Origin of the sequence: Streptomyces endophyticus (assembly GCF_035798155.1) — a bacterium.
In the GTDB taxonomy this organism is placed as follows: Bacteria; Actinomycetota; Actinomycetes; order Streptomycetales; family Streptomycetaceae; genus Streptomyces; species Streptomyces endophyticus.
This window is the reverse complement of record NZ_JAOZYC010000046.1, coordinates 33,289-52,772: the sequence shown is the minus strand read 5'-3', so window position 1 is coordinate 52,772 and position 19,484 is coordinate 33,289. Positions and strand designations below refer to the sequence as shown.

Sequence of the window (19,484 nt, the reverse complement as noted above, 5' to 3'; positions counted from 1 at the left end):
AAGTGTACGTTCCATCCACCGGACAGGATCAAAGCAGAGGAATCATCCACAGGTGACCGTGACCGCACCGCCCACACAGGGTGTTCCGCTCGCCGCCGTGCTCTCCCGCGCCGACCTGGGCCTTCGCCAGATCGCGGGGCCCGCGGCGGCGGACGTCCTCGTGCACGGGGCGCACACGTCGGAGCTGACGGACCCGGAGCCGTACCTGCTGGGCGGCGAGCTGCTGCTGACGGCGGGCGTGCACGCGCCCGCCGCGCCCGGCGACAGCTACTTCGAGGAGTACGCGGAGCGGGTCGCGCGGGGCGGGGCCGTGGCGCTCGGCTTCGGTGTGACGCCGGTCTTCGACACGGTGCCGCCGGAACTGGTCACGGCCTGCGAGCGCCGCGGAATCCCGCTCCTTGAGGTCCCTCCACGGACCACGTTCAGCGGGGTCGCGCGGGCCGTGTGGGAGCTGATGGCGCAGGCCAGGAACGCGGAGCTGCGCCGGGTCACGGAGGCGCAGCAGGCCTTGGCCTCGGCGGCGGCGAGGCCCGATCCACTGCCGTCCGTGCTGCGCCAACTCGCCCAGCGCACCGGCGGGTTCGCGGTGGCCGTCACCCCGGAGGGCGACGAGCCGCACCACGCGGGCAAGCGCCCCCCGCGCGCCGTGAGCGAGGCGCTCGCCGAACTGACGGCGGTGGTCCGCCCGCACGCCACGCACCTCTTCCCCACCCCGTCGTCGGCGGCGGACACGGTGGGCGGCACGCACCTGTCGGCGTACGCGCTCCAGCCGGGCGGCGCGCTCGGCCTCGCGACGCAGGCCCGCTCGCCGGGCGACCACACGATCGCGGGAGCGGCGGTGGTGCTCCTGTCCCTCCTCACCGGCGAACACCGCTCGACGGGCGACACGCGCCGCGCCGCGACCCTGGTCGACCTCCTCCTCGGCGCGGACCGCGCGCAGGCGGCGACGGACCTGCTGGGCGCGGACACCACCTGGCGGGTGATCCACGCCCGCCCCCTCACGCCCCGTCCGGCCCCGGACCTGGCGACGCCCCTGACCTCCACAGCCACGGACGACTCGGTCACCCGCGCCCTGGTCCCGTCCGACCAGGACGTCACGGCGTACGCGGGCCACGTGCTCGGCGTCAGCGCCCCGGCGCTCGCCCGTGACCTGCCGCTCGCCGACGTCCAGGCGGCCCACGCCCTCACCCGCGCACGATCCACCCGCAGCCCGCTGGCCCACCACCGCCCGGACGGCACCCCCGCGCCGACCCTGGCCGCGCTGTCCGGCAAGCCGGCCCTCCTGGAGACCCTGCGCACCTGGCTCTCCCTGCACGGCAGTTGGGAGAGCACGGCCCTCGCCCTGACCGTCCACCGCAACACGGTCCGCCAGCGCATCGCCCGCTGCGCCACGCTCCTGGAGGCGGACCTCGACGACCCGGACACCCGCATGGAACTCTGGTTCGCGCTGCGGCACATGTCGTGACGCCGCCGGGTCCGCTACTGGGTCCACTCCCCGGAACCGATCAACGGCCCGCCACGGCCCCCGGCACAATGGGCGTATGCCGATACCCGGACTGCCCAGCGATACTCCGACCCGTGCCGCCCTCATCGACCACCTCGTCCGCACCCGTATCGCGGGCGACGTGGCCACTCCGCGCGAGAACAACCTTTCGCACTACCGAAGGCTCGCGAACGGCGACCGCCACTACTGGCTGGGCCTGGAACTCGGCGACCGCTGGACCGACGAGCAGGACGTGCTCGCCGTCATGGCCGAACGCTGCGGTGTCGTCCCCGACGCCGGGCACCGCTCCGGCCAGGACACCATTGACCCCGAACTGACGGTCGACGCCCTGGACCGCATGGCGGCGCGCCTGCGCAAGGCCGCGGAGGACCGCCAGCGCGTGCTGTTCGCCACGGGCCACCCGGGCGGCCTCCTCGACGTCCACCGGGCGACGGCGACGGCGCTGCGCGCGGCGGGCTGCGAAATCATGGTCATCCCGGAGGGCCTGGCCACGGACGAGGGCATGGTCTTCCAGTTCGCGGACGTGGCGATGCTGGAGCGCGGCGCCACGCTGTGGCACACCCACTCCCCCGACCCCATGGCCGCGATCCTCGACGGCCTCGCCCGCGAGGGCCGCCCGCAGCCCGACCTCGTCGTCGCCGACCACGGCTGGGCGGGCTGCGCGGCCCAGCGCGGCCTGGACTCCGTCGGCTACGCGGACTGCAACGACCCGGCCCTGTTCGTCGGCGAGTCCGAGGGCACGATGCAGGTGACGATCCCCTTGGACGACCACGTCACGAGCCCCCGCCACTACGACCCGATGACGGCCTACCTCCTGGACGCGGCGGGCCTCAACCAGTAGCCCCCTGTTTTCAAGCCCTGTCCCCGGCTGAGCCGATCAAGCCCCGGTGCCGGTTGAGCCATTTAAGCCCCTGCGGCGATTGAGCAGCGGGGTCCGGGGCAGAGCCCCGAGTCGTCAACCCCGGCGCCGCCTGCTCAATCGCCGCAGGGGCTCCAAAGATTGGGGCTCTGCCCCATACCCCGCTCCTCAATCGCCGGAGGGGCTTGAATTGCTCGGGCCCCGCAGGGGTGAATCACCACGGATTGAGCCCCTCCATGCGGCGCGCCGCGAACCCCGGGGTCGGGTCGAGAAACACCCTCCGCACCGCGGGGAACCTCTCCCGGATCCGCCGCGCCGCATCCTCACAGGCCCACTCGATCTGCGCCGCGGTGGACGCATCCCGAAAGTCGACCTTCGCCGCGACCAGCGCCTCCCGCGGCCCCTGCACCAACGTCGTCAGCTCAAGCACGGCCTCGACATGCTCGACCCCGAGCACGATCTGCCGGATCTCGTCCCGGAAGGGCTTCGGCAACGGCCGCCCCACCAGCAGCTCCGCGTTGGACCGCCCGAGCACCCACGCCACCCACAGCAGCAGCACGCCGATGCACAGCGACGCCGCCCCGTCCCACGCCCCCGACCCGGTGAGCTGCGAGCCGAGCAGCCCGCCCGCCGCGAGCAACAGACCCGCCAGCGCCGCACTGTCCTCCAGTACGACGGCCTTCACCGCCGTGTCGGGCGTGTGCCGCAGATACGTACCGAAGGGCACCCGCACCCGGGCCGCCTCGCCCCGCGCCTGCTTGACCGCGGTGCGCAGCGAGAACCCTTCCAGGACGAACGCCACGGCCAGCACCACGTACGAGACGAGCGGGTCGCCCAGCTCCTCGCCCGTGACGAGCGTGTGGATCCCGTCGTACAGGGAGAAGACGGCGCCGCCCACGAACGTGGCGACGGCCGCGAGCAGCGCCCACACGTACCGCTCGCCTCCGTAGCCGAGCGGATGCTCCTCGTCGGCGGGCTTGTCGCTGCGCTTCAGGGAAGTGAGCAGCAGCAGCTCCGTGACGGTGTCGGCGAAGGAGTGGGCGGCCTCGGAGAGCATCGCGCTGGAGCCGCTGAGGACGCCGGCGACGGCCTTCGCGAGGGCGATGCCCAGGTTGGCCACCGCGGCGACGACCACCGTGAAGACGCTCTCCCCGCCCGCTTCTTCCTTGTCGCGCGCGTCATCGTCCACCCGTGCATCCATGTACGTGACGGTATGTCCGATCACCGCGGAACGCGAACGACACCCTCCTGGATGACGGTGATCGCGAGCCGCCCGTCCTGCGTGTAGATCCGGGCCTGCCCGAGCCCGCGCCCGCCGGACGTGGAGGGCGACTCCTGGTCGTACAGCAGCCATTCGTCGGCCCGGAACGGCCGGTGGAACCACATCGCGTGGTCCAGGGACGCGCCCACGACATCGCCGACGGCCCAGCCGCCCCGCCCGTGGGCGAGCAGCACGGAGTCGAGGAGCGTCATGTCGGAGACGTACGTCGCGAGGCACACGTGCAGCAGCGGGTCGTCCGCGAGCTTGCCCCGCGCGCGGAACCAGACCTGGGAGCGCGGGGGCTGCGGATCGCCGACGAAGGCGAACGGCGGCGCGTCCACGTACCGCAGGTCGACGGCCTCCCGCGCCTCCAGCAGACGCTGGACGACGTCGGGCTTCAGCACGCCGTCGACGTAGCGCGGGAGCATCTCCTCCGCGGTCGGCAGCGACTCCGGGTCGGGCGCGGGCGGCATGTCCGCCTGGTGGTCGAGGCCTTCCTCGTACGTCTGGAAGGACGCGGAGAGGTGGAAGATCGGCTGCCCGTGCTGGACGGCGACGACGCGGCGCGTCGTGAAGGAGCGGCCGTCGCGGATCCGGTCGACGGTGTAGACGATGGGCGCGCCCGGGTCCCCCGCGACGAGGAAGTACGCGTGCAGGGAGTGGGCGTGCCGGTCGGCCGGGACGGTGCGCCCGGCCGCGACCAGCGCCTGGGCCGCCACCTGCCCGCCGAAGACGCGCGGGACGACGGAGGACCGGGACTGGCCGCGGAAGATGTCCTCCTCGATCTGCTCGAGGTCGAGCAGATCGAGGAGGGATTCGAGTGCCTGATGCATGGGATCAGTTGTACCGAGCAAAGATTCTCTGCTGGTTACAGGCCCATGTTCTTGGCGATGATCGACTTCATGATCTCGCTGGTGCCGCCGTAGATGCGGTTCACGCGGTTGTCCGCGTACAGGCGGGCGATCGGGTACTCGTTCATGAACCCGTAGCCGCCGTGCAGCTGGAGGCAGCGGTCGATGACGCGGTGCGCGACCTCGGTGCAGAACAGCTTCGCGGAGGCGGCCTCCGCGGCGCTCAGCTCACCGGCGTCGAGGGCCTCAAGGGCGCGGTCGGCGACGGCCTCGGCGGCGTCCACCTCGGCCTGGCAGGCGGCCAGTTCGAACTTGGTGTTCTGGAACGACGACACGGTCTTGCCGAAGACGGTGCGGTCCTGGACGTACTCCTTGGCGAACTGCACGGCGGCCTTGGCCTGCGCGTACGCGCCGTAGGCGATGCCCCAGCGCTCGGAGGGGAGGTTCTTGCCGAGGTAGTAGAAGCCCTTGTTCTCCTCGCCGAGGAGGTCCTCGACGGGGACCTTCACGTCGACGAACGCCAGCTCGGCGGTGTCGGACGTCTTCAGGCCGAGCTTGTCGAGCTTGCGGCCGATCGAGTAGCCGTCGGACTTCGTGTCGACGGCGAACAGGGAGATGCCGTGGCGGCGGTCCTCGGCGGTCGGCGCGGCGGTGCGGGCGCAGACGATGACGCGGTCGGCGTGCACGCCACCGGTGATGAACGTCTTGGAGCCGTTGAGCACGTAGTGCGTGCCGTCGTCGGAGAGCTTGGCCGTGGTCTTCATGCCGGCCAGGTCGGAGCCGGTGCCCGGCTCGGTCATGGCGAGGGCCCACATCTCCTCACCGGTGACGAACTTCTCCAGGTAACGCTTCTTCTGCTCGTCGGTGGCGAGCAGCTTGATGTACGGCAGGGCGAGCAGCACGTGCACACCGGAGCCACCGAAGGAGACGCCCGCGCGGGCGGTCTCCTCGTACTGGACGGCCTCGAACTTGTGGGTGTCCAGGCCGGCGCCACCGAACTCCTCCGGCACGTTGATGCCGAACAGGCCCAGGTCGGCCATCTTCGAGTAGAGCTCGCGCGGCACGATGCCCTGCTGGAACCACTCGTCGTAGTGGGGGACGACCTCGGCCTCGATGAAGGCGCGCAGGGTCTCCCGGAACGCCTCGTGGTCCTCATCAAAAACAGTACGGCGCACGGAGAACTCTCCCTCTACAACGAGTGTGCGGACGGCGACCAAGCGACTAAGCGCTTGCTCAGGGACAGGTTACCCGCGAGTCGCAAGGGGCGTCCAGAGATACAGGTCACTCTGCGGCAGCCGCCGCGAACGCGCCACGCGCCAGCTTGTGCAGCATCCGCGCGGTCGCCGTCCGGCCGGGCAGCGAGCTCGGACGGCTCAGGTGCGGGGTCGAGTTCAGCAGCCCGAAGACCGCGTGCACGGCCACGCGCGCGTGTGCCTCCACCAGCTCGGGATAGACCTTGCGCACCGCCTCCACCCACAGCTCCACGTACTGGCGCTGCAACTGCCGCACCAGCTTGCGGTCGCTGTCGCGCAGCCGGTCCAGCTCCCGGTCGTGCAGCGTGATCAGGTCGCGGTCGTCGAGCGCGAAGTCGATGTGCCCCTCGATGAGCGAGTCGAGCAGCGCCTCGGGCCCGTGCTCCGCCTCGGCGACCCGCCGCTTGCCGCCGGTGAGCAGCTGCCCGCTGATCCCGACGAGCAGCTCGGCGAGCATCGCGTCCTTGCCGGCGAAGTGCCGGTACAGGCCGGGGCCGCTGATGCCGACCGCCGCCCCTATCTCGTCCACGCCCACGCCGTGGAAGCCGCGCTCGGCGAAGAGCCGCGCGGCCTCTCTGAGGATCTGCTCACGGCGGGTGGGGGCGTCGGTTCTCGTGGCCATGAAGCAATTCTAGACAGGGACGTTAGCGAGCGTTAACCTGACGGAAACGGGTTAACGCTCATTAACTTCCGCTCATCGACTTTCTCGTACGGGCAAGGGGGCTCGAGGCCATGCAGGAGGCACCGGAGCTGACAAGCGCCGCGGAGCCCGCGTCGGAGGCCTGGCGGGCCAATGAGGCGGCGCACCGGACGCTCGGCGACGAGCTGCGCGCCAAGCTCGCCGCGGCCCGGCTCGGCGGCGGCGAGAAGGCGCGGGCGCGGCACACGGCGCGCGGCAAGCTGCTGCCTCGGGACCGGGTGGACGCGCTGCTCGACCCCGGCTCCCCGTTCCTGGAACTGGCGCCGCTCGCGGCCGACGGGATGTACGAGGGGCAGGCGCCGGCCGCGGGCGTGATCGCCGGGATCGGCCGGGTCAGCGGCCGCGAGTGCGTGATCGTCGCCAATGACGCGACGGTCAAGGGCGGCACGTACTACCCGATGACGGTGAAGAAGCACCTGCGCGCCCAAGAGGTGGCCCTGGAGAACCGGCTGCCGTGCGTCTACCTGGTGGACTCCGGCGGCGCGTTCCTGCCGATGCAGGACGACGTGTTCCCGGACCGCGAGCACTTCGGGCGGATCTTCTACAACCAGGCGCGGATGTCGGGCGCGGGCATCCCGCAGATCGCGGCGGTCCTCGGCTCGTGCACGGCGGGCGGCGCGTACGTCCCGGCGATGAGCGACGAGGCCGTGATCGTCCGGAATCAGGGCACGATCTTCCTGGGCGGCCCTCCGCTGGTGAAGGCGGCCACGGGCGAGGTGGTGACGGCCGAGGAGCTGGGCGGCGGCGAGGTCCACTCGCGGGTGTCGGGCGTGACGGACCATCTGGCGGAGGACGACGCGCACGCGCTGCGGATCGTCCGCACGATCGTCTCCACGCTGCCGGAGCGCGGCCCGCTGCCGTGGGCCGTGAAGGCGGCGATCGAGCCGAAGGTGGACCCGGCGGGGCTCTACGGAGCGGTGCCGGTCGACTCGCGCACTCCGTACGACGTGCGCGAGGTGATCGCGCGCGTGGTGGACGGCTCCCGGTTCGCCGAGTTCAAGGCCGAGTACGGGCAGACGCTGATCACGGGATTCGCGCGGATCCACGGCCACCCGGTCGGCATCGTCGCGAACAACGGGATCCTGTTCTCCGAATCCGCCCAGAAGGGCGCCCACTTCATCGAGCTGTGCGACCAGCGCGGCATCCCGCTGCTGTTCCTCCAGAACATCTCGGGCTTCATGGTCGGCCGGGACTACGAGGCGGGCGGGATCGCCAAGCACGGCGCCAAGATGGTCACGGCGGTGGCCTGCACGCGCGTGCCGAAGCTGACCGTGGTGATCGGCGGCTCGTACGGCGCGGGCAACTACTCGATGTGCGGCCGGGCCTACAGCCCCCGCTTCCTGTGGATGTGGCCCGGCGCGAAGATCTCCGTCATGGGCGGCGAGCAGGCCGCGTCGGTGCTCGCGACCGTGAAGCGCGACCAGTTGGAGGCGCGCGGCGAACAGTGGCCCGCCGAGGACGAGGACGCGTTCAAGGCGCCGATCCGCGACCAGTACGAGTCGCAGGGGAATGCCTACTACGCGACGGCCCGGCTCTGGGACGACGGTGTGATCGACCCGATGGAGACCCGCCAGGTACTCGGCCTGGCCCTGACCGCGTGTGCCAACGCGCCGCTGCCGGAGAAGTCCGCCGGCTTCGGCGTCTTCCGGATGTGAGGGGCGGAGCGAGAAGTGTTCGAGACGGTACTTGTGGCCAACCGGGGCGAGATCGCGGTGCGCGTCATCCGTACGCTGCGGGCGCTCGGCATCCGCTCGGTGGCGGTGTACAGCGACGCCGACGCGGACGCGCGGCATGTGCGCGAGGCGGACGAGGCGGTGCGCATCGGGCCGCCGCAGGCCACCGAGAGTTACCTGGTGAAGGAGCGCCTCCTTGAGGCCGCGGCGGCGACCGGGGCGCAGGCGGTGCACCCCGGCTACGGGTTCCTGGCGGAGAACGCGGCGTTCGCGCGGGCCTGCGAGGAGGCGGGCCTCGTCTTCATCGGCCCGCCCGCCGAGGCGATCGCGCTGATGGGCGACAAGATCCGCGCCAAGGAGACGGTGAGCGCGGCCGGGGTTCCGGTGGTGCCCGGCGGCCGCGACCCGGAACTCGCCGAGGCGGCCCGCTCGTTGGGCGCGCCCGTCCTCCTCAAGCCGAGCGCGGGCGGCGGCGGCAAGGGCATGCGGCTCGTCCGCGATCTGACCACCCTGGAGGAGGAGATCGCGGCCGCCCGGCGCGAGGCACGCGCCTCCTTCGGGGACGACACGCTCCTCGTGGAGCGCTGGATCGACCGGCCCCGCCACATCGAGATCCAGGTCCTGGCGGACGGCCACGGGAACGTGGTGCACCTGGGCGAGCGCGAGTGCTCCCTCCAGCGCCGCCACCAGAAGATCGTCGAGGAGGCGCCCTCGGTGCTCCTCGACGAGGCCACGCGCGCGGCGATGGGCGCGGCGGCCGTGGAGGCGGCGCGCTCCTGCGGCTACCGGGGCGCGGGCACGGTGGAGTTCATCGTGCCGGGCGACGACCCGGCGGCGTACTGCTTCATGGAGATGAACACCCGCCTCCAGGTCGAGCACCCGGTGACGGAGCTGGTCACGGGCGTCGACCTGGTGGAGTGGCAGGTCCGGGTGGCGGCGGGTGAACAACTGGGCTTCGCCCAGGAGGACATCGAGCTCACCGGGCATGCGGTGGAGGCCCGTCTCTGCGCGGAAGACCCGTCCCGCGGCTTCCTCCCCTCCGGCGGCACGGTGCTGGCCCTGCGCGAACCCGAGGGCGAAGGCGTTCGGGTCGACTCCGGCCTCACCGAGGGCACCGTGGTCTCCAGCCTCTACGACCCCATGCTCGCGAAGATCATCGCGTACGGCCCCGACCGGGACACGGCGCTGCGCAGGCTGCGGGCCGCGCTCGCCCGCACGGTGACGCTCGGCGTCCCGACGAACGCCGGGTATCTGCGGCGCCTCCTCGCCCATCCGGACGTCGTGGCGGGCGAGTTGGACACGGGCCTGGTGGAGCGCGCGACGGACGAGCTGGTCGACGCGGAGGTCCCCGCGGGGGTCTACGCGGCGGCGGGCGTACTGCGCCAGGAGCGGCTGACCCCGACCGCGACCGAGGGCTGGACGGACCCGTTCGACCGGCCCACCGGCTGGCGGCTCGGCGGCGAACCGGCGTGGACCGTGCACCCCTTGAAGGTCGCGGGCCACGACCCGGTGGAGGTCCGGGTGCGCGGCGCCGAGGTCCTGGTCGACGGGGCCCCGGCCACCCCCGCCCGCCTCACCGCGACCGCCGGGGACTGGCTGGCGCGCGACGGCGACGCCTGGCACGTGCGGGACCACGACCCGGTGGCGGCGAACCTGACGGGGGCGGGTGGCGGCGGCGCGGGCTCCCTGACGGCGCCGATGCCCGGCACGGTGACCGTGGTGAAGGTGGCGGTGGGTGACCAAGTGGCGGCGGGCCAGAGCCTGTTGGTGGTGGAGGCGATGAAGATGGAACACGTGATCACGTCCCCGCACGCGGGCACGGTGGCCGAGCTGGACGTGTCGCCCGGGACGACGGTGGCGATGGACCAGGTGCTGGCCGTCGTCGCCCCCGAGGAGACGGGCGACGGCGGGGAGGCCGCGCGATGACCTCCACACCCCCGCCCCCGCTCCCCATGGTCGTCCCCACCCAGGACCTCCCGGCCCGCGTCCGGATCCACGAGGTGGGGGCGCGCGACGGGCTGCAGAACGAGAAGCGGGCCGTGCCCACCGAGGTGAAGGCGGAGTTCATCCACCGCCTGGCGCGTTCCGGCCTCACGACGATCGAGGCCACGAGCTTCGTGCACCCCAAGTGGGTGCCCCAACTCGCGGACGCGGAGGACCTGTTCCCGCTCGTCCAGGACATCGAAGGCGTCCACCTGCCCGTCCTCGTACCGAACGCGCGCGGCCTCGACCGGGCCCTGGCCCTCGGCGCGCACCGCGTCGCCGTGTTCGCCAGCGCCACCGAGTCCTTCGCCAAGGCGAACCTGAACCGCACGGTGGCGGAGTCCCTCGCCGTGTTCGAGCCGGTCGTGGCCAGGGCCAAGGAGCACCGGGCGCACGTCCGCGGCTATCTCTCCATGTGCTTCGGCGACCCGTGGGAGGGCCCGGTCCCCGTCCACCAGGTCGTCTCCGTCGCCAAGGCCCTGCTGGACATGGGCTGCGACGAACTGAGCCTCGGCGACACGATCGGCGTGGCCACCCCCGGACACGTACAGACGCTCCTGTCGGAGCTGAACGAGGAGGGCGTGCCGACGAACGTGATCGGCGTGCACTTCCACGACACGTACGGCCAGGCGCTCGCCAACACCCTGGCGGCGCTGCAGCACGGCGTGACGACGGTGGACGCCTCCGCCGGCGGCCTCGGCGGCTGCCCGTACGCGAAGAGCGCCACCGGCAATCTCGCCACCGAGGACCTCGTCTGGATGCTGCGCGGACTCGGCATCGAGACCGGGGTCGACCTCGGCCGTCTCACCGACACCAGCAGGTGGATGGCCGGGCACCTGGGCCGACCCAGCCCGTCCCGCACCGTATCCGCACTCGCACAGCCCCCACAGGAGCAGTGAGGCAGCCATGGATCACCACCTCTCCCCCGAGCACGAGGAACTCCGCCGCACCGTCGAGGAGTTCGCGCACGAGGTTGTCGCCCCGAAGATCGGCGACTTCTACGAGCGGCACGAGTTCCCCTACGAGATCGTCCGCGAGATGGGCCGCATGGGCCTGTTCGGGCTGCCTTTCCCCGAGGAGTACGGCGGCATGGGCGGCGACTACCTGGCGCTCGGCATCGCCCTGGAGGAGCTGGCGCGCGTCGACTCCTCGGTAGCGATCACGCTGGAGGCCGGTGTCTCGCTCGGCGCCATGCCGATCCACCTGTTCGGCACGGAGGAGCAGAAGCGGGAGTGGCTGCCGAAGCTGTGCGCGGGCGAGAGCCTGGGCGCGTTCGGGCTCACCGAACCCGAGGCGGGCTCGGACGCGGGCGGCACCCGCACGACGGCCGTGCGGGACGAGGAGACCGGCGACTGGATCATCAACGGCACGAAGTGCTTCATCACCAACTCGGGCACGGACATCACGGGTCTGGTGACGGTGACGGCGGTGACCGACCGCACGGCGGACGGCCGCCCGGCGATCTCCTCGATCATCGTGCCGTCCGGGACGCCCGGTTTCACGGTGGCGGCCCCGTACTCGAAGGTGGGGTGGAACGCGTCGGACACGCGTGAGCTGCACTTCGACGATGTGCGGGTGCCGGCCGCGAACCTGCTCGGCACGGAGGGCCGGGGCTTCGCCCAGTTCCTGCGGATCCTCGACGAGGGGCGCGTCGCGATCTCGGCGCTCGCCACCGGGCTCGCGCAGGGCTGCGTCGACGAGTCGGTGAAGTACGCCAAGGAGCGCCGCGCCTTCGGGCGCACCATCGGCGGTTACCAGGCGATCCAGTTCAAGATCGCCGACATGGAGATGAAGGCGCACACGGCGCGGCTCGCCTGGCGGGACGCGGCGTCCCGCCTTGTCTGCGGGGAGCCGTTCAAGAAGGAGGCGGCACTCGCGAAGCTGTACTCGTCGACGGTCGCGGTGGACAACGCGCGGGAGGCCACGCAGATCCACGGTGGCTACGGGTTCATGAACGAGTACCCGGTGGCCCGGATGTGGCGCGACTCCAAGATCCTGGAGATCGGCGAGGGCACGAGTGAGGTGCAGCGGATGCTGATTGCGCGGGAGCTGGGCCTGACGAGTTAGAGCCCCCGGCGCCGGTTGAGCAAATCAAGCCCCTGCGGCGATTGAGCAGCGGGGTCCGGGGCGGAGCCCCGCGGCCTCAGCCACGGAGCCGCCTGCTCAATCGCCGCAGGGGCTTGATTAAAACCGGGGAACTTAGGTTAACCTACCCTGAGTTTACGTCCCGCCCGGTCGCCGCTACGGCACGTCCAAAGGTTGCCCGTCATGCCCAACGCCCGACTGTCCCGCCCCACCCGCCGCGGCATCCTCGCCGCGACCGGCGCCATCGGCCTCGGAGCCGCGCTCGCCGCCTGCGGCGACGGCGGCTCCAAAGACGGCGGTTCGAGCTCGGCGGGCGCCGCGAAGAAGTCCGGCCCCTGGTCGTACAAGGACGACCGCGGCAAGACCGTGAAGCTGGACAAGGTCCCGACGAACATCGTCGCCTTCACCGGCATGGGCGCCGCCCTCTACGACTACGGCATCCAGGTCAAGGGCGTCTTCGGCCCGACCACCACGAAGGGCGGCAAGGCCGACGTCCAGGCCGGCGACATGCCCGTCGACAAGGTCACGGTCATCGGCAACGAGTGGGGCCAGTTCAACATCGAGAAGTACGCGGGGCTCACCCCCGAGGTGCTGATCACCACGCTGTTCGACGACGCGGGCACCCTCTGGTACGTCCCCGAGGAGTCCGCCAAGAAGATCGCCAAGCTCGCCCCGAGCGTCGGCGTCTCCGTCTACGACCGCCAGCTGACGACGCCGCTGGAGCACGTCTACAAGCTGGCCGAGTCGCTCGGCGCCGACCTGAAGGCCGACAAGGTCGTCAAGGCCAAGAAGCGCTTCGAGGACGCCGCCGCCCGGCTGCGCAAGGCGGCGAAGGCCCACCCCGACATCAAGGTGCTGGCGGGCAGCGCGAGCCCCGACATCTTCTATGTCTCGGGCACGAACCTCTCCATCGACCTGGAGTACTTCAAGGCGCTCGGCGTGAACTTCGTGGAGCCCTCGGAGGCCGCGAAGAAGGCGTCCGGCGGCTGGTTCGAGAACCTGAGCTGGGAGAACGTCAACAAGCACAAGGCCGACATCATCATGATGGACGACCGCGCCCAGGCGATTCAGCCCGCCGACATCGACGAGCCGACCTGGAAGAAGCTCCCGGCGGTCAAGGCGGGCCAGGTCATCTCCCGCTCCCCCGAGCCGATCCTCTCCTACGACAAGTGCGCCCCGCTCCTGGAAGACCTCGTGAAGGCCATCGAGACGGCGAAGAAGGTGTCCTGATCCCATGACGACGACGGCCGAAGCCCCCGCTGTTGCCCCTTTCCGATTCTTCGATCTGCAAGTGGTCCGCACGCGGCGGCTCGGCCCGTCGCTCCTCAGGGTCACCTTCACCGGACCCGAGCTCGCCGACTTCCACGGCGGCGGCCGGGACCAGTCCCTCTCCCTCTTCCTGCCGCACCCGGGCCAGGACGCCCCCGTGCTCCCGCCGATCAACGCCGGGGACGACGGCCGCGTCTGGCACGCGGCGTACCGGGCGATCCCGGACGGCGAGCGCGCGATCATGCGCTCGTACACACTGAGCGGCCAGCGCCGCTTCCCCGCGGAGGAAGTCGACATCGACTTCGTGCTGCACGACGACGACCCGTCCACCTCGGGCCCCGCCTGCCGCTGGGCCCGCGCCGCGGCCCCCGGCGACCGTGCCGTCGTGCTCGGCCCGGCGATCGCTGACAACGCCGCGGTGCGCTGTCAGCCCCAGGACGACTTCGACCACATCCTCATGTGGGGCGACGAGACGGCGCTTCCGGCCGCGCTCGGCGTGCTGGCCTGGCTGCCCGAACACGTCTCGGCGCACGTGTACTTGGAGGTCCCGCACCGCGCGGACATCCAGCCGATCATCACGCTCGCGGATGTCCAGGTGACCTGGTTGGTCCGCGACGAGGGCGCGCCCTCGGCCGTCGACGCCGTGCGCGCGGCCCAACTCCCCGACGCCGTAAGCCCGTACGCCTGGCTCGCCGGCGAGTCCGGAACCATGAAGGAGCTGCGGCGGCACCTGGTGCGCGAGCGCGGGTACGACAAGCGGGCGGTGACGTTCGTCGGTTACTGGCGGCGCGGCATGAGCGAGGACGCGCTGCGCGCCGGGTAGCTCCGGCCGGGCTTGAGTGACAACAGAACAGGGGGCGGGGTCGCAAGCCGAGATTAGGTTAGGCTAACCTAATCAAAGGGTTCGCGACCTCGCCCTTTTTCCTGCCCCACCCGGGAACCACCCCACCCCACCCGGAGGAACCGTTCATGCGCTCGCACCTGCTCAATGACACCACCGCGGAGCTATACCGCAGCTCCGTGACCGAAGGAGTCGAGCGGGTGGCGGCCAAACTCGCCACCACCACAAGGCCGTTCACCGGCGTCACACCCGACGCACTCTCCCCCACCGTCGACGCCGTCGACCTGGACGAGCCGCTCCAGGACACCATCGCCGCCCTGGACGAGCTGGAGGACGTCTACCTCCGCGACGCCGTCTACTTCCACCACCCCCGCTATCTCGCCCACCTCAACTGCCCGGTCGTCATCCCGGCCGTGCTCGGCGAGGCGATCCTCGCCGCGGTCAACTCCTCGCTCGACACCTGGGACCAGTCCGCGGGCGGCACGCTCATCGAGCGCAAGCTCATCGACTGGACCACCGGGCGGATCGGCCTCGGCCCCGCGGCCGACGGCGTGTTCACCTCCGGCGGCTCGCAGTCCAACCTGCAGGCGCTGCTGCTCGCCCGGGAGGAGGCCAAGTCGCGGGACCTGTCCAAACTCCGCATCTTCGCCTCCGAGGTGAGCCACTTCAGCGTCAAGAAGTCCGCGACGCTGCTCGGCCTCGACCCGCAGTCGGTCGTCTCCGTCCCGGTCGACCGCGAGAAGCGCATGCAGACCGTGACCCTCGCCGAAGAGCTGCGGCGCTGCCGCGAGAACGGCCTCGTCCCCATGGCCGTCGTCGCGACCGCGGGCACGACCGACTTCGGCTCCATCGACCCGCTCCCCGAGATCGCCGAACTGTGCGCCCAGTACGACACGTGGATGCACGTCGACGCCGCGTACGGCTGCGGGCTGCTCGTGTCGAACAAGAACCGCGACCGGCTCACCGGCATCGAGCGCGCCGACTCGGTCACCGTCGACTACCACAAGTCGTTCTTCCAGCCGGTGAGTTCGAGCGCGATCCTGGTCCGCGACGGGGCGACGCTGCGGCACGCCACGTACCACGCGGAGTACCTCAACCCGCGCCGCACGGTCGCCGAGCGGATCCCCAACCAGGTCGACAAGTCCCTGCAGACCACGCGCCGCTTCGACGCGCTCAAGCTGTGGCTGACGCTGCGCGTGATGGGCGCGAAGGGCATCGGCAGCCTCTTCGACGAGGTGTGCGACCTGGCGTACGAGGGCTGGCAGCTGCTCGCCGCCGACCCGCGCTTCGACGTGGTCGTGGAGCCGAACCTCTCCACGCTCGTCTACCGCTACATCCCGGCCGATGCCACCGACCCCACGGAGATCGACCGCGCCAACCTGCACGCCCGCAAGGCCCTGTTCGCCTCCGGTGACGCCGTCGTCGCGGGCACCAAGGTGGGCGACCGCCAGTACCTGAAGTTCACCCTGCTCAACCCCGAGACGACCCTCGACGACATCTCGGCCGTCCTCGACCTCATCGCCGGCCACGCCGAGCAGTACCTGGGAGACACCCTTGACCGCGCATCCTGACACGTACGACTTCATCGGGATCGGCCTCGGCCCCTTCAACCTGGGTCTGGCCGCGCTCACCGAGCCGATCGACGAGCTGAACGGCCTGTTCATCGAGTCCAAGCCGGACTTCGAGTGGCACTCGGGGATGTTCCTCGACGGCGCGCACCTCCAGACCCCGTTCATGTCGGACCTGGTGACGCTCGCCGACCCCACCTCGCCGTACTCCTTCCTCAACTACCTGAAGGAATCGGGGCGGTTGTACTCGTTCTACATCCGCGAGAACTTCTACCCGCTGCGCGTCGAGTACAACGCCTACTGCCGCTGGACGGCCGCCAAGCTGTCGTCCATCCGCTTCTCGACGACCGTCACCGAGGTGCACTACGACGAGGCGGCCGAGCTGTACGTCGTGCACACCGACAAGGGCGAGACGCACCGGGCCCGCCGCCTCGTCCTCGGCACCGGCACCCCGCCGTACGTCCCCGAGGCGTGCCAGGGGCTCGGCGGCGACGGGGTCGTCCACAACTCCCGCTACGTGCAGCACAAGCAGCAGCTCCAGAAGAAGAAGTCGATCACGCTGGTCGGCTCCGGGCAGTCCGCCGCCGAGATCTACTACGACCTCCTCAGCGAGATCGACGTGCACGGCTACCGGCTGAACTGGGTGACGCGCTCGCCGCGCTTCTTCCCGCTGGAGTACACCAAGCTCACGCTGGAGATGACGTCCCCGGACTACATCGACTACTTCCACCAGCTGCCGGAGCAGACCCGCTACTCCCTGGAGGAGCGGCAGAAGGGCCTGTTCAAGGGCATCGACGGCGAGCTGATCGACGCCATCTTCGACCTGCTCTACCAGAAGGGCCTCGAAGGACCCGTGCCGACGCGCCTGCTCACCAACTCGGCGCTGCGCACGGCCGGTTACGACAACGGCACGTACACCCTCGGCCTGCACCAGGAGGAGCAGGACAAGGAGTTCGAGCTGGAGACCGAGGGCCTGATCCTCGCCACCGGCTACAAGTACGCGACGCCCGCCTTCCTGGAGCCGGTCAAGGACCGCATCCGGTGGGACGGCCGGGGCCGCTACGACGTCGCCCGCAACTACTCGATCGACACCACCGGGCGCGGCATCTTCGTACAGAACGCTTCCGTGCACACGCACTCGATCACCAGCCCCGACCTGGGCATGGGCGCCTACCGCAACAGTTACATCATCGGCGAGCTGCTCGGCACCGAGTACTACCCCGTCGAGAAGACCATCGCGTTCCAGGAGTTCGCAGCATGAGCACCACCACCGTAGGAAAACTGACCCTCAGGCCCGTCGACCCCCAGGGTGACGCCGAGCTGCTGCACCGCTGGGTCACCGACCCCAAGGCCGCCTTCTGGCTGATGCAGGACGCGAAACTGCAGGACGTCGAGCGCGAGTACATGTCCATAGCGGCGCACGAGCACCACGACGCCTTCCTCGGCCTGCACGACGGCGAACCGGCGTTCCTGATGGAGCGCTACGACCCGGCGCACGTCGAGCTCGTCGGCCTGTACGAGCCCGAGCCCGGCGACATCGGCATGCACTTCCTCACCGCGCCCTCCGACGTCCGCGTCCCGGGCTTCACACGCGCCGTGATCACGACGGTGATGGATTCCCTCTTCGCCGACCCCTCGGTGAAGCGCGTCGTGGTCGAACCCGACGTACAGAACAAGGCGGTTCACGCCCTGAACGAGGCCGTCGGTTTCGTCGCCGAGCGTGAGATCGACAAGCCGGAGAAGAAGGCGCTGCTGAGCTTCTGCACGCGCGCCCAGTTCGAAGCGGCCACGGGAAGGACCACCGGAGCATGAGCATCGCCGACGCCGCCGCCCACCTCTCCCCCGAGCGCTGGGCCGAGGCCAACCGCCTCCTCATCCGCAAGGCCCTGGCCGAGTTCAGCCACGAGCGGCTCCTCATACCCGAGGCCGCCGAGGGCCCCGACCGGTTCGCCGTCCTCAGTGACGACGGCCTGACCCGCTACGAGTTCACCGCGCGCCGGCTGCGCCTCGACCACTGGCAGGTGTCCGCCGACTCGGTCACCCGCCACCGCGACGGCGCCGAACTCCCGCTGAACGCCCTGGAGTTCTTCATCGAGCTGAAGGACAGCCTGGGCCTGAGCGAGTCGATCCTGCCGGTCTACCTGGAGGAGATCTCCTCCACGCTCTCCGGCACCTGCTTCAAACTGACGAAGCCGTACCTGTCCTCCGCCGAACTCGCCGCCTCCGGCGACTTCCAGGCGATCGAGACGGGCATGACCGAGGGCCACCCCTGCTTCGTCGCGAACAACGGCCGACTCGGCTTCGGCGTCCACGAGTACCTCTCGTACGCCCCCGAGACCGCGAGCCCCGTCCGGCTGATCTGGCTGGCGGCGAGCCGCGAGCGCGCGGCCTTCACGGCGGGCCTTGGCCTCGACTACGAGTCTTTCCTGCGCGCCGAGTTGGGCCAGGCCACCCTGGACCGCTTCGACGCGGTCCTGCGCGAGAAGGGCCTCGACCCGGCCGACTACCTCCTCATCCCCGCCCACCCGTGGCAGTGGTGGAACAAGCTCTCCGTCACCTTCGCCGCCGAGATCGCGCAGCAGAACCTGGTGTGCCTGGGCGAGGGCGACGACGAGTACCTGGCACAGCAGTCGATCCGCACGTTCTTCAACAAGAGCGCCCCCTCGAAGCACTACGTGAAGACGGCCCTCTCGGTCATCAACATGGGCTTCATGCGCGGCCTTTCGGCTGCGTACATGGAGGCGACGCCGGCGATCAACGACTGGCTGGCCGGGCTCATCGACAACGACGAGGTGCTCAAGGACACCGGCCTGACGATCATCCGCGAGCGCGCGGCCGTCGGCTACCGGCACCTGGAGTACGAGGCCGCCACCGACCGCTACTCGCCGTACCGCAAGATGCTGGCGGCGCTGTGGCGCGAGTCGCCCGTGGACTCGCTCGGCGAGGGCGAGCGCCTGGCGACGATGGCGTCCCTCCTGCACGTGGACCGCGAGGGCAAGTCCTTCGCGGGCGCCCTGATCGAGCGCTCGGGCCTGCCCCCGCGCGAGTGGCTGAAGCCGTACCTGAAGTCGTACCTCACGCCGCTCCTGCACAGCTTCTACGCCTACGACCTGGTGTTCATGCCGCACGGCGAGAACGTCATCCTGGTCCTGGACGAGCAGGGCGTCGTCAAGCGGTCGATCTTCAAGGACATCGCCGAGGAGATCGCGGTGATGGACACGGACGCGGTCCTGCCGCCCGCCGTGGAGCGGATCAAGGCCGAGGTCCCGGACGACATGAAGCTCCTGTCGATCTTCACGGACGTCTTCGACTGCTTCTTCCGCTTCCTCGCGGCGAACCTCGTCGAGGACGGCGTCGTGGACGAGGAGACGTTCTGGTCGGCGGTCGCGGACTGCGTGCGCGACTACCAGGGGGCGATGCCCCAACTGGCGGAGAAGTTCGAGCGGTTCGACATGTTCGCCCCGCGGTTCTCGCTCTCCGCCCTCAACCGCCTCCAGCTGCGCAACAACGAGCAGATGGTCGACCTGGCGGACCCGTCGGGCGCCCTGCAGTTGGTGGGTGACCTGGAGAACCCGATCGCGTAAGCGGTCTCACGGACCAGGGGCTCGGGAGACGGTCCTCCCGAGCCCCTTTCCCG

At 70.6% G+C, this 19,484-nt stretch carries 16 protein-coding genes; 12 read left to right on the top strand and 4 right to left on the bottom strand.

Features of this window, described 5'->3' with window-relative positions:
* Positions 1-52: 52 nt before the first annotated feature.
* Positions 53-1,465: a PucR family transcriptional regulator gene (locus OKJ99_RS07410; RefSeq protein ID WP_326014992.1), complete on the top strand. Its 1,413-nt coding sequence runs from the start codon at positions 53-55 to the stop codon at positions 1,463-1,465.
* 76 nt (positions 1,466-1,541) lie between these two features.
* Positions 1,542-2,345: a phosphatase gene (locus OKJ99_RS07405; protein ID WP_326014991.1), complete on the top strand. Its 804-nt coding sequence runs from the start codon at positions 1,542-1,544 to the stop codon at positions 2,343-2,345.
* Positions 2,346-2,577: 232 nt separating this feature from the next.
* Here the strand turns inward: OKJ99_RS07405 and OKJ99_RS07400 are convergent, their stop codons facing one another.
* From OKJ99_RS07400 to OKJ99_RS07385, 4 genes are all read right to left on the bottom strand, one after another.
* Complete coding sequence (locus tag OKJ99_RS07400) at positions 2,578-3,564, bottom strand: cation diffusion facilitator family transporter (protein WP_326014990.1); 987 nt, start codon at positions 3,562-3,564, stop codon at positions 2,578-2,580.
* Positions 3,565-3,584: 20 nt separating this feature from the next.
* Complete coding sequence (locus OKJ99_RS07395) at positions 3,585-4,457, bottom strand: acyl-CoA thioesterase (RefSeq protein ID WP_326014989.1); 873 nt, start codon at positions 4,455-4,457, stop codon at positions 3,585-3,587.
* A 35-nt stretch (positions 4,458-4,492) separates the two neighbouring features.
* Positions 4,493-5,650 carry an acyl-CoA dehydrogenase family protein gene (locus OKJ99_RS07390; protein WP_326014988.1) on the bottom strand — a complete coding sequence of 386 codons (1,158 nt, stop codon included), beginning with the start codon at positions 5,648-5,650 and terminating at the stop codon, positions 4,493-4,495.
* A 106-nt stretch (positions 5,651-5,756) separates the two neighbouring features.
* Entirely contained in the window at positions 5,757-6,350 is a 594-nt protein-coding gene (locus OKJ99_RS07385) for an SACE_7040 family transcriptional regulator (RefSeq protein ID WP_326014987.1), read from the bottom strand.
* Between the two features lie 110 nt (positions 6,351-6,460).
* Here OKJ99_RS07385 and OKJ99_RS07380 point away from each other — a divergent pair, with 110 nt between their 5' ends.
* The 10 genes from OKJ99_RS07380 (at position 6,461) to OKJ99_RS07335 (ending at position 19,431) form a co-directional block, all read left to right on the top strand.
* Positions 6,461-8,083 (top strand): carboxyl transferase domain-containing protein, encoded by a 1,623-nt coding sequence (locus tag OKJ99_RS07380; RefSeq protein ID WP_326014986.1) that lies wholly within the window; start codon positions 6,461-6,463, stop codon positions 8,081-8,083.
* Positions 8,084-8,098: 15 nt separating this feature from the next.
* Complete coding sequence (locus OKJ99_RS07375; protein ID WP_326014985.1) at positions 8,099-10,027, top strand: acetyl/propionyl/methylcrotonyl-CoA carboxylase subunit alpha; 1,929 nt, start codon at positions 8,099-8,101, stop codon at positions 10,025-10,027.
* Positions 10,024-10,983, top strand: coding sequence for a hydroxymethylglutaryl-CoA lyase (locus OKJ99_RS07370; protein WP_326014984.1), 960 nt, complete (start codon positions 10,024-10,026; stop codon positions 10,981-10,983). The genes OKJ99_RS07375 and OKJ99_RS07370 overlap by 4 nt, the downstream gene beginning before the upstream one ends.
* A gap of 7 nt (positions 10,984-10,990) precedes the next feature.
* Entirely contained in the window at positions 10,991-12,151 is a 1,161-nt protein-coding gene (locus tag OKJ99_RS07365; RefSeq protein WP_326014983.1) for an acyl-CoA dehydrogenase family protein, read from the top strand.
* Positions 12,152-12,352: 201 nt separating this feature from the next.
* Complete coding sequence (locus OKJ99_RS07360; protein WP_326014982.1) at positions 12,353-13,399, top strand: ABC transporter substrate-binding protein; 1,047 nt, start codon at positions 12,353-12,355, stop codon at positions 13,397-13,399.
* Between the two features lie 4 nt (positions 13,400-13,403).
* Positions 13,404-14,261: a siderophore-interacting protein gene (locus tag OKJ99_RS07355; protein ID WP_326014981.1), complete on the top strand. Its 858-nt coding sequence runs from the start codon at positions 13,404-13,406 to the stop codon at positions 14,259-14,261.
* Positions 14,262-14,407: 146 nt separating this feature from the next.
* Complete coding sequence (gene desA / locus OKJ99_RS07350; RefSeq protein WP_326014980.1) at positions 14,408-15,850, top strand: lysine decarboxylase DesA; 1,443 nt, start codon at positions 14,408-14,410, stop codon at positions 15,848-15,850.
* The gene (locus OKJ99_RS07345) at positions 15,834-17,108 is read left to right on the top strand and encodes a lysine N(6)-hydroxylase/L-ornithine N(5)-oxygenase family protein (protein ID WP_326014979.1); all 1,275 of its coding nucleotides are present in this window, start codon (positions 15,834-15,836) and stop codon (positions 17,106-17,108) included. Before desA ends, OKJ99_RS07345 begins: the two co-directional genes overlap by 17 nt.
* On the top strand, positions 17,105-17,659 hold the full coding sequence (locus OKJ99_RS07340) for a GNAT family N-acetyltransferase (protein WP_326014978.1): 555 nt from the start codon (positions 17,105-17,107) through the stop codon (positions 17,657-17,659). Before OKJ99_RS07345 ends, OKJ99_RS07340 begins: the two co-directional genes overlap by 4 nt.
* On the top strand, positions 17,656-19,431 hold the full coding sequence (locus tag OKJ99_RS07335) for an IucA/IucC family protein (protein WP_326014977.1): 1,776 nt from the start codon (positions 17,656-17,658) through the stop codon (positions 19,429-19,431). The genes OKJ99_RS07340 and OKJ99_RS07335 overlap by 4 nt, the downstream gene beginning before the upstream one ends.
* The last annotated feature ends 53 nt before the right edge of the window (positions 19,432-19,484 follow it).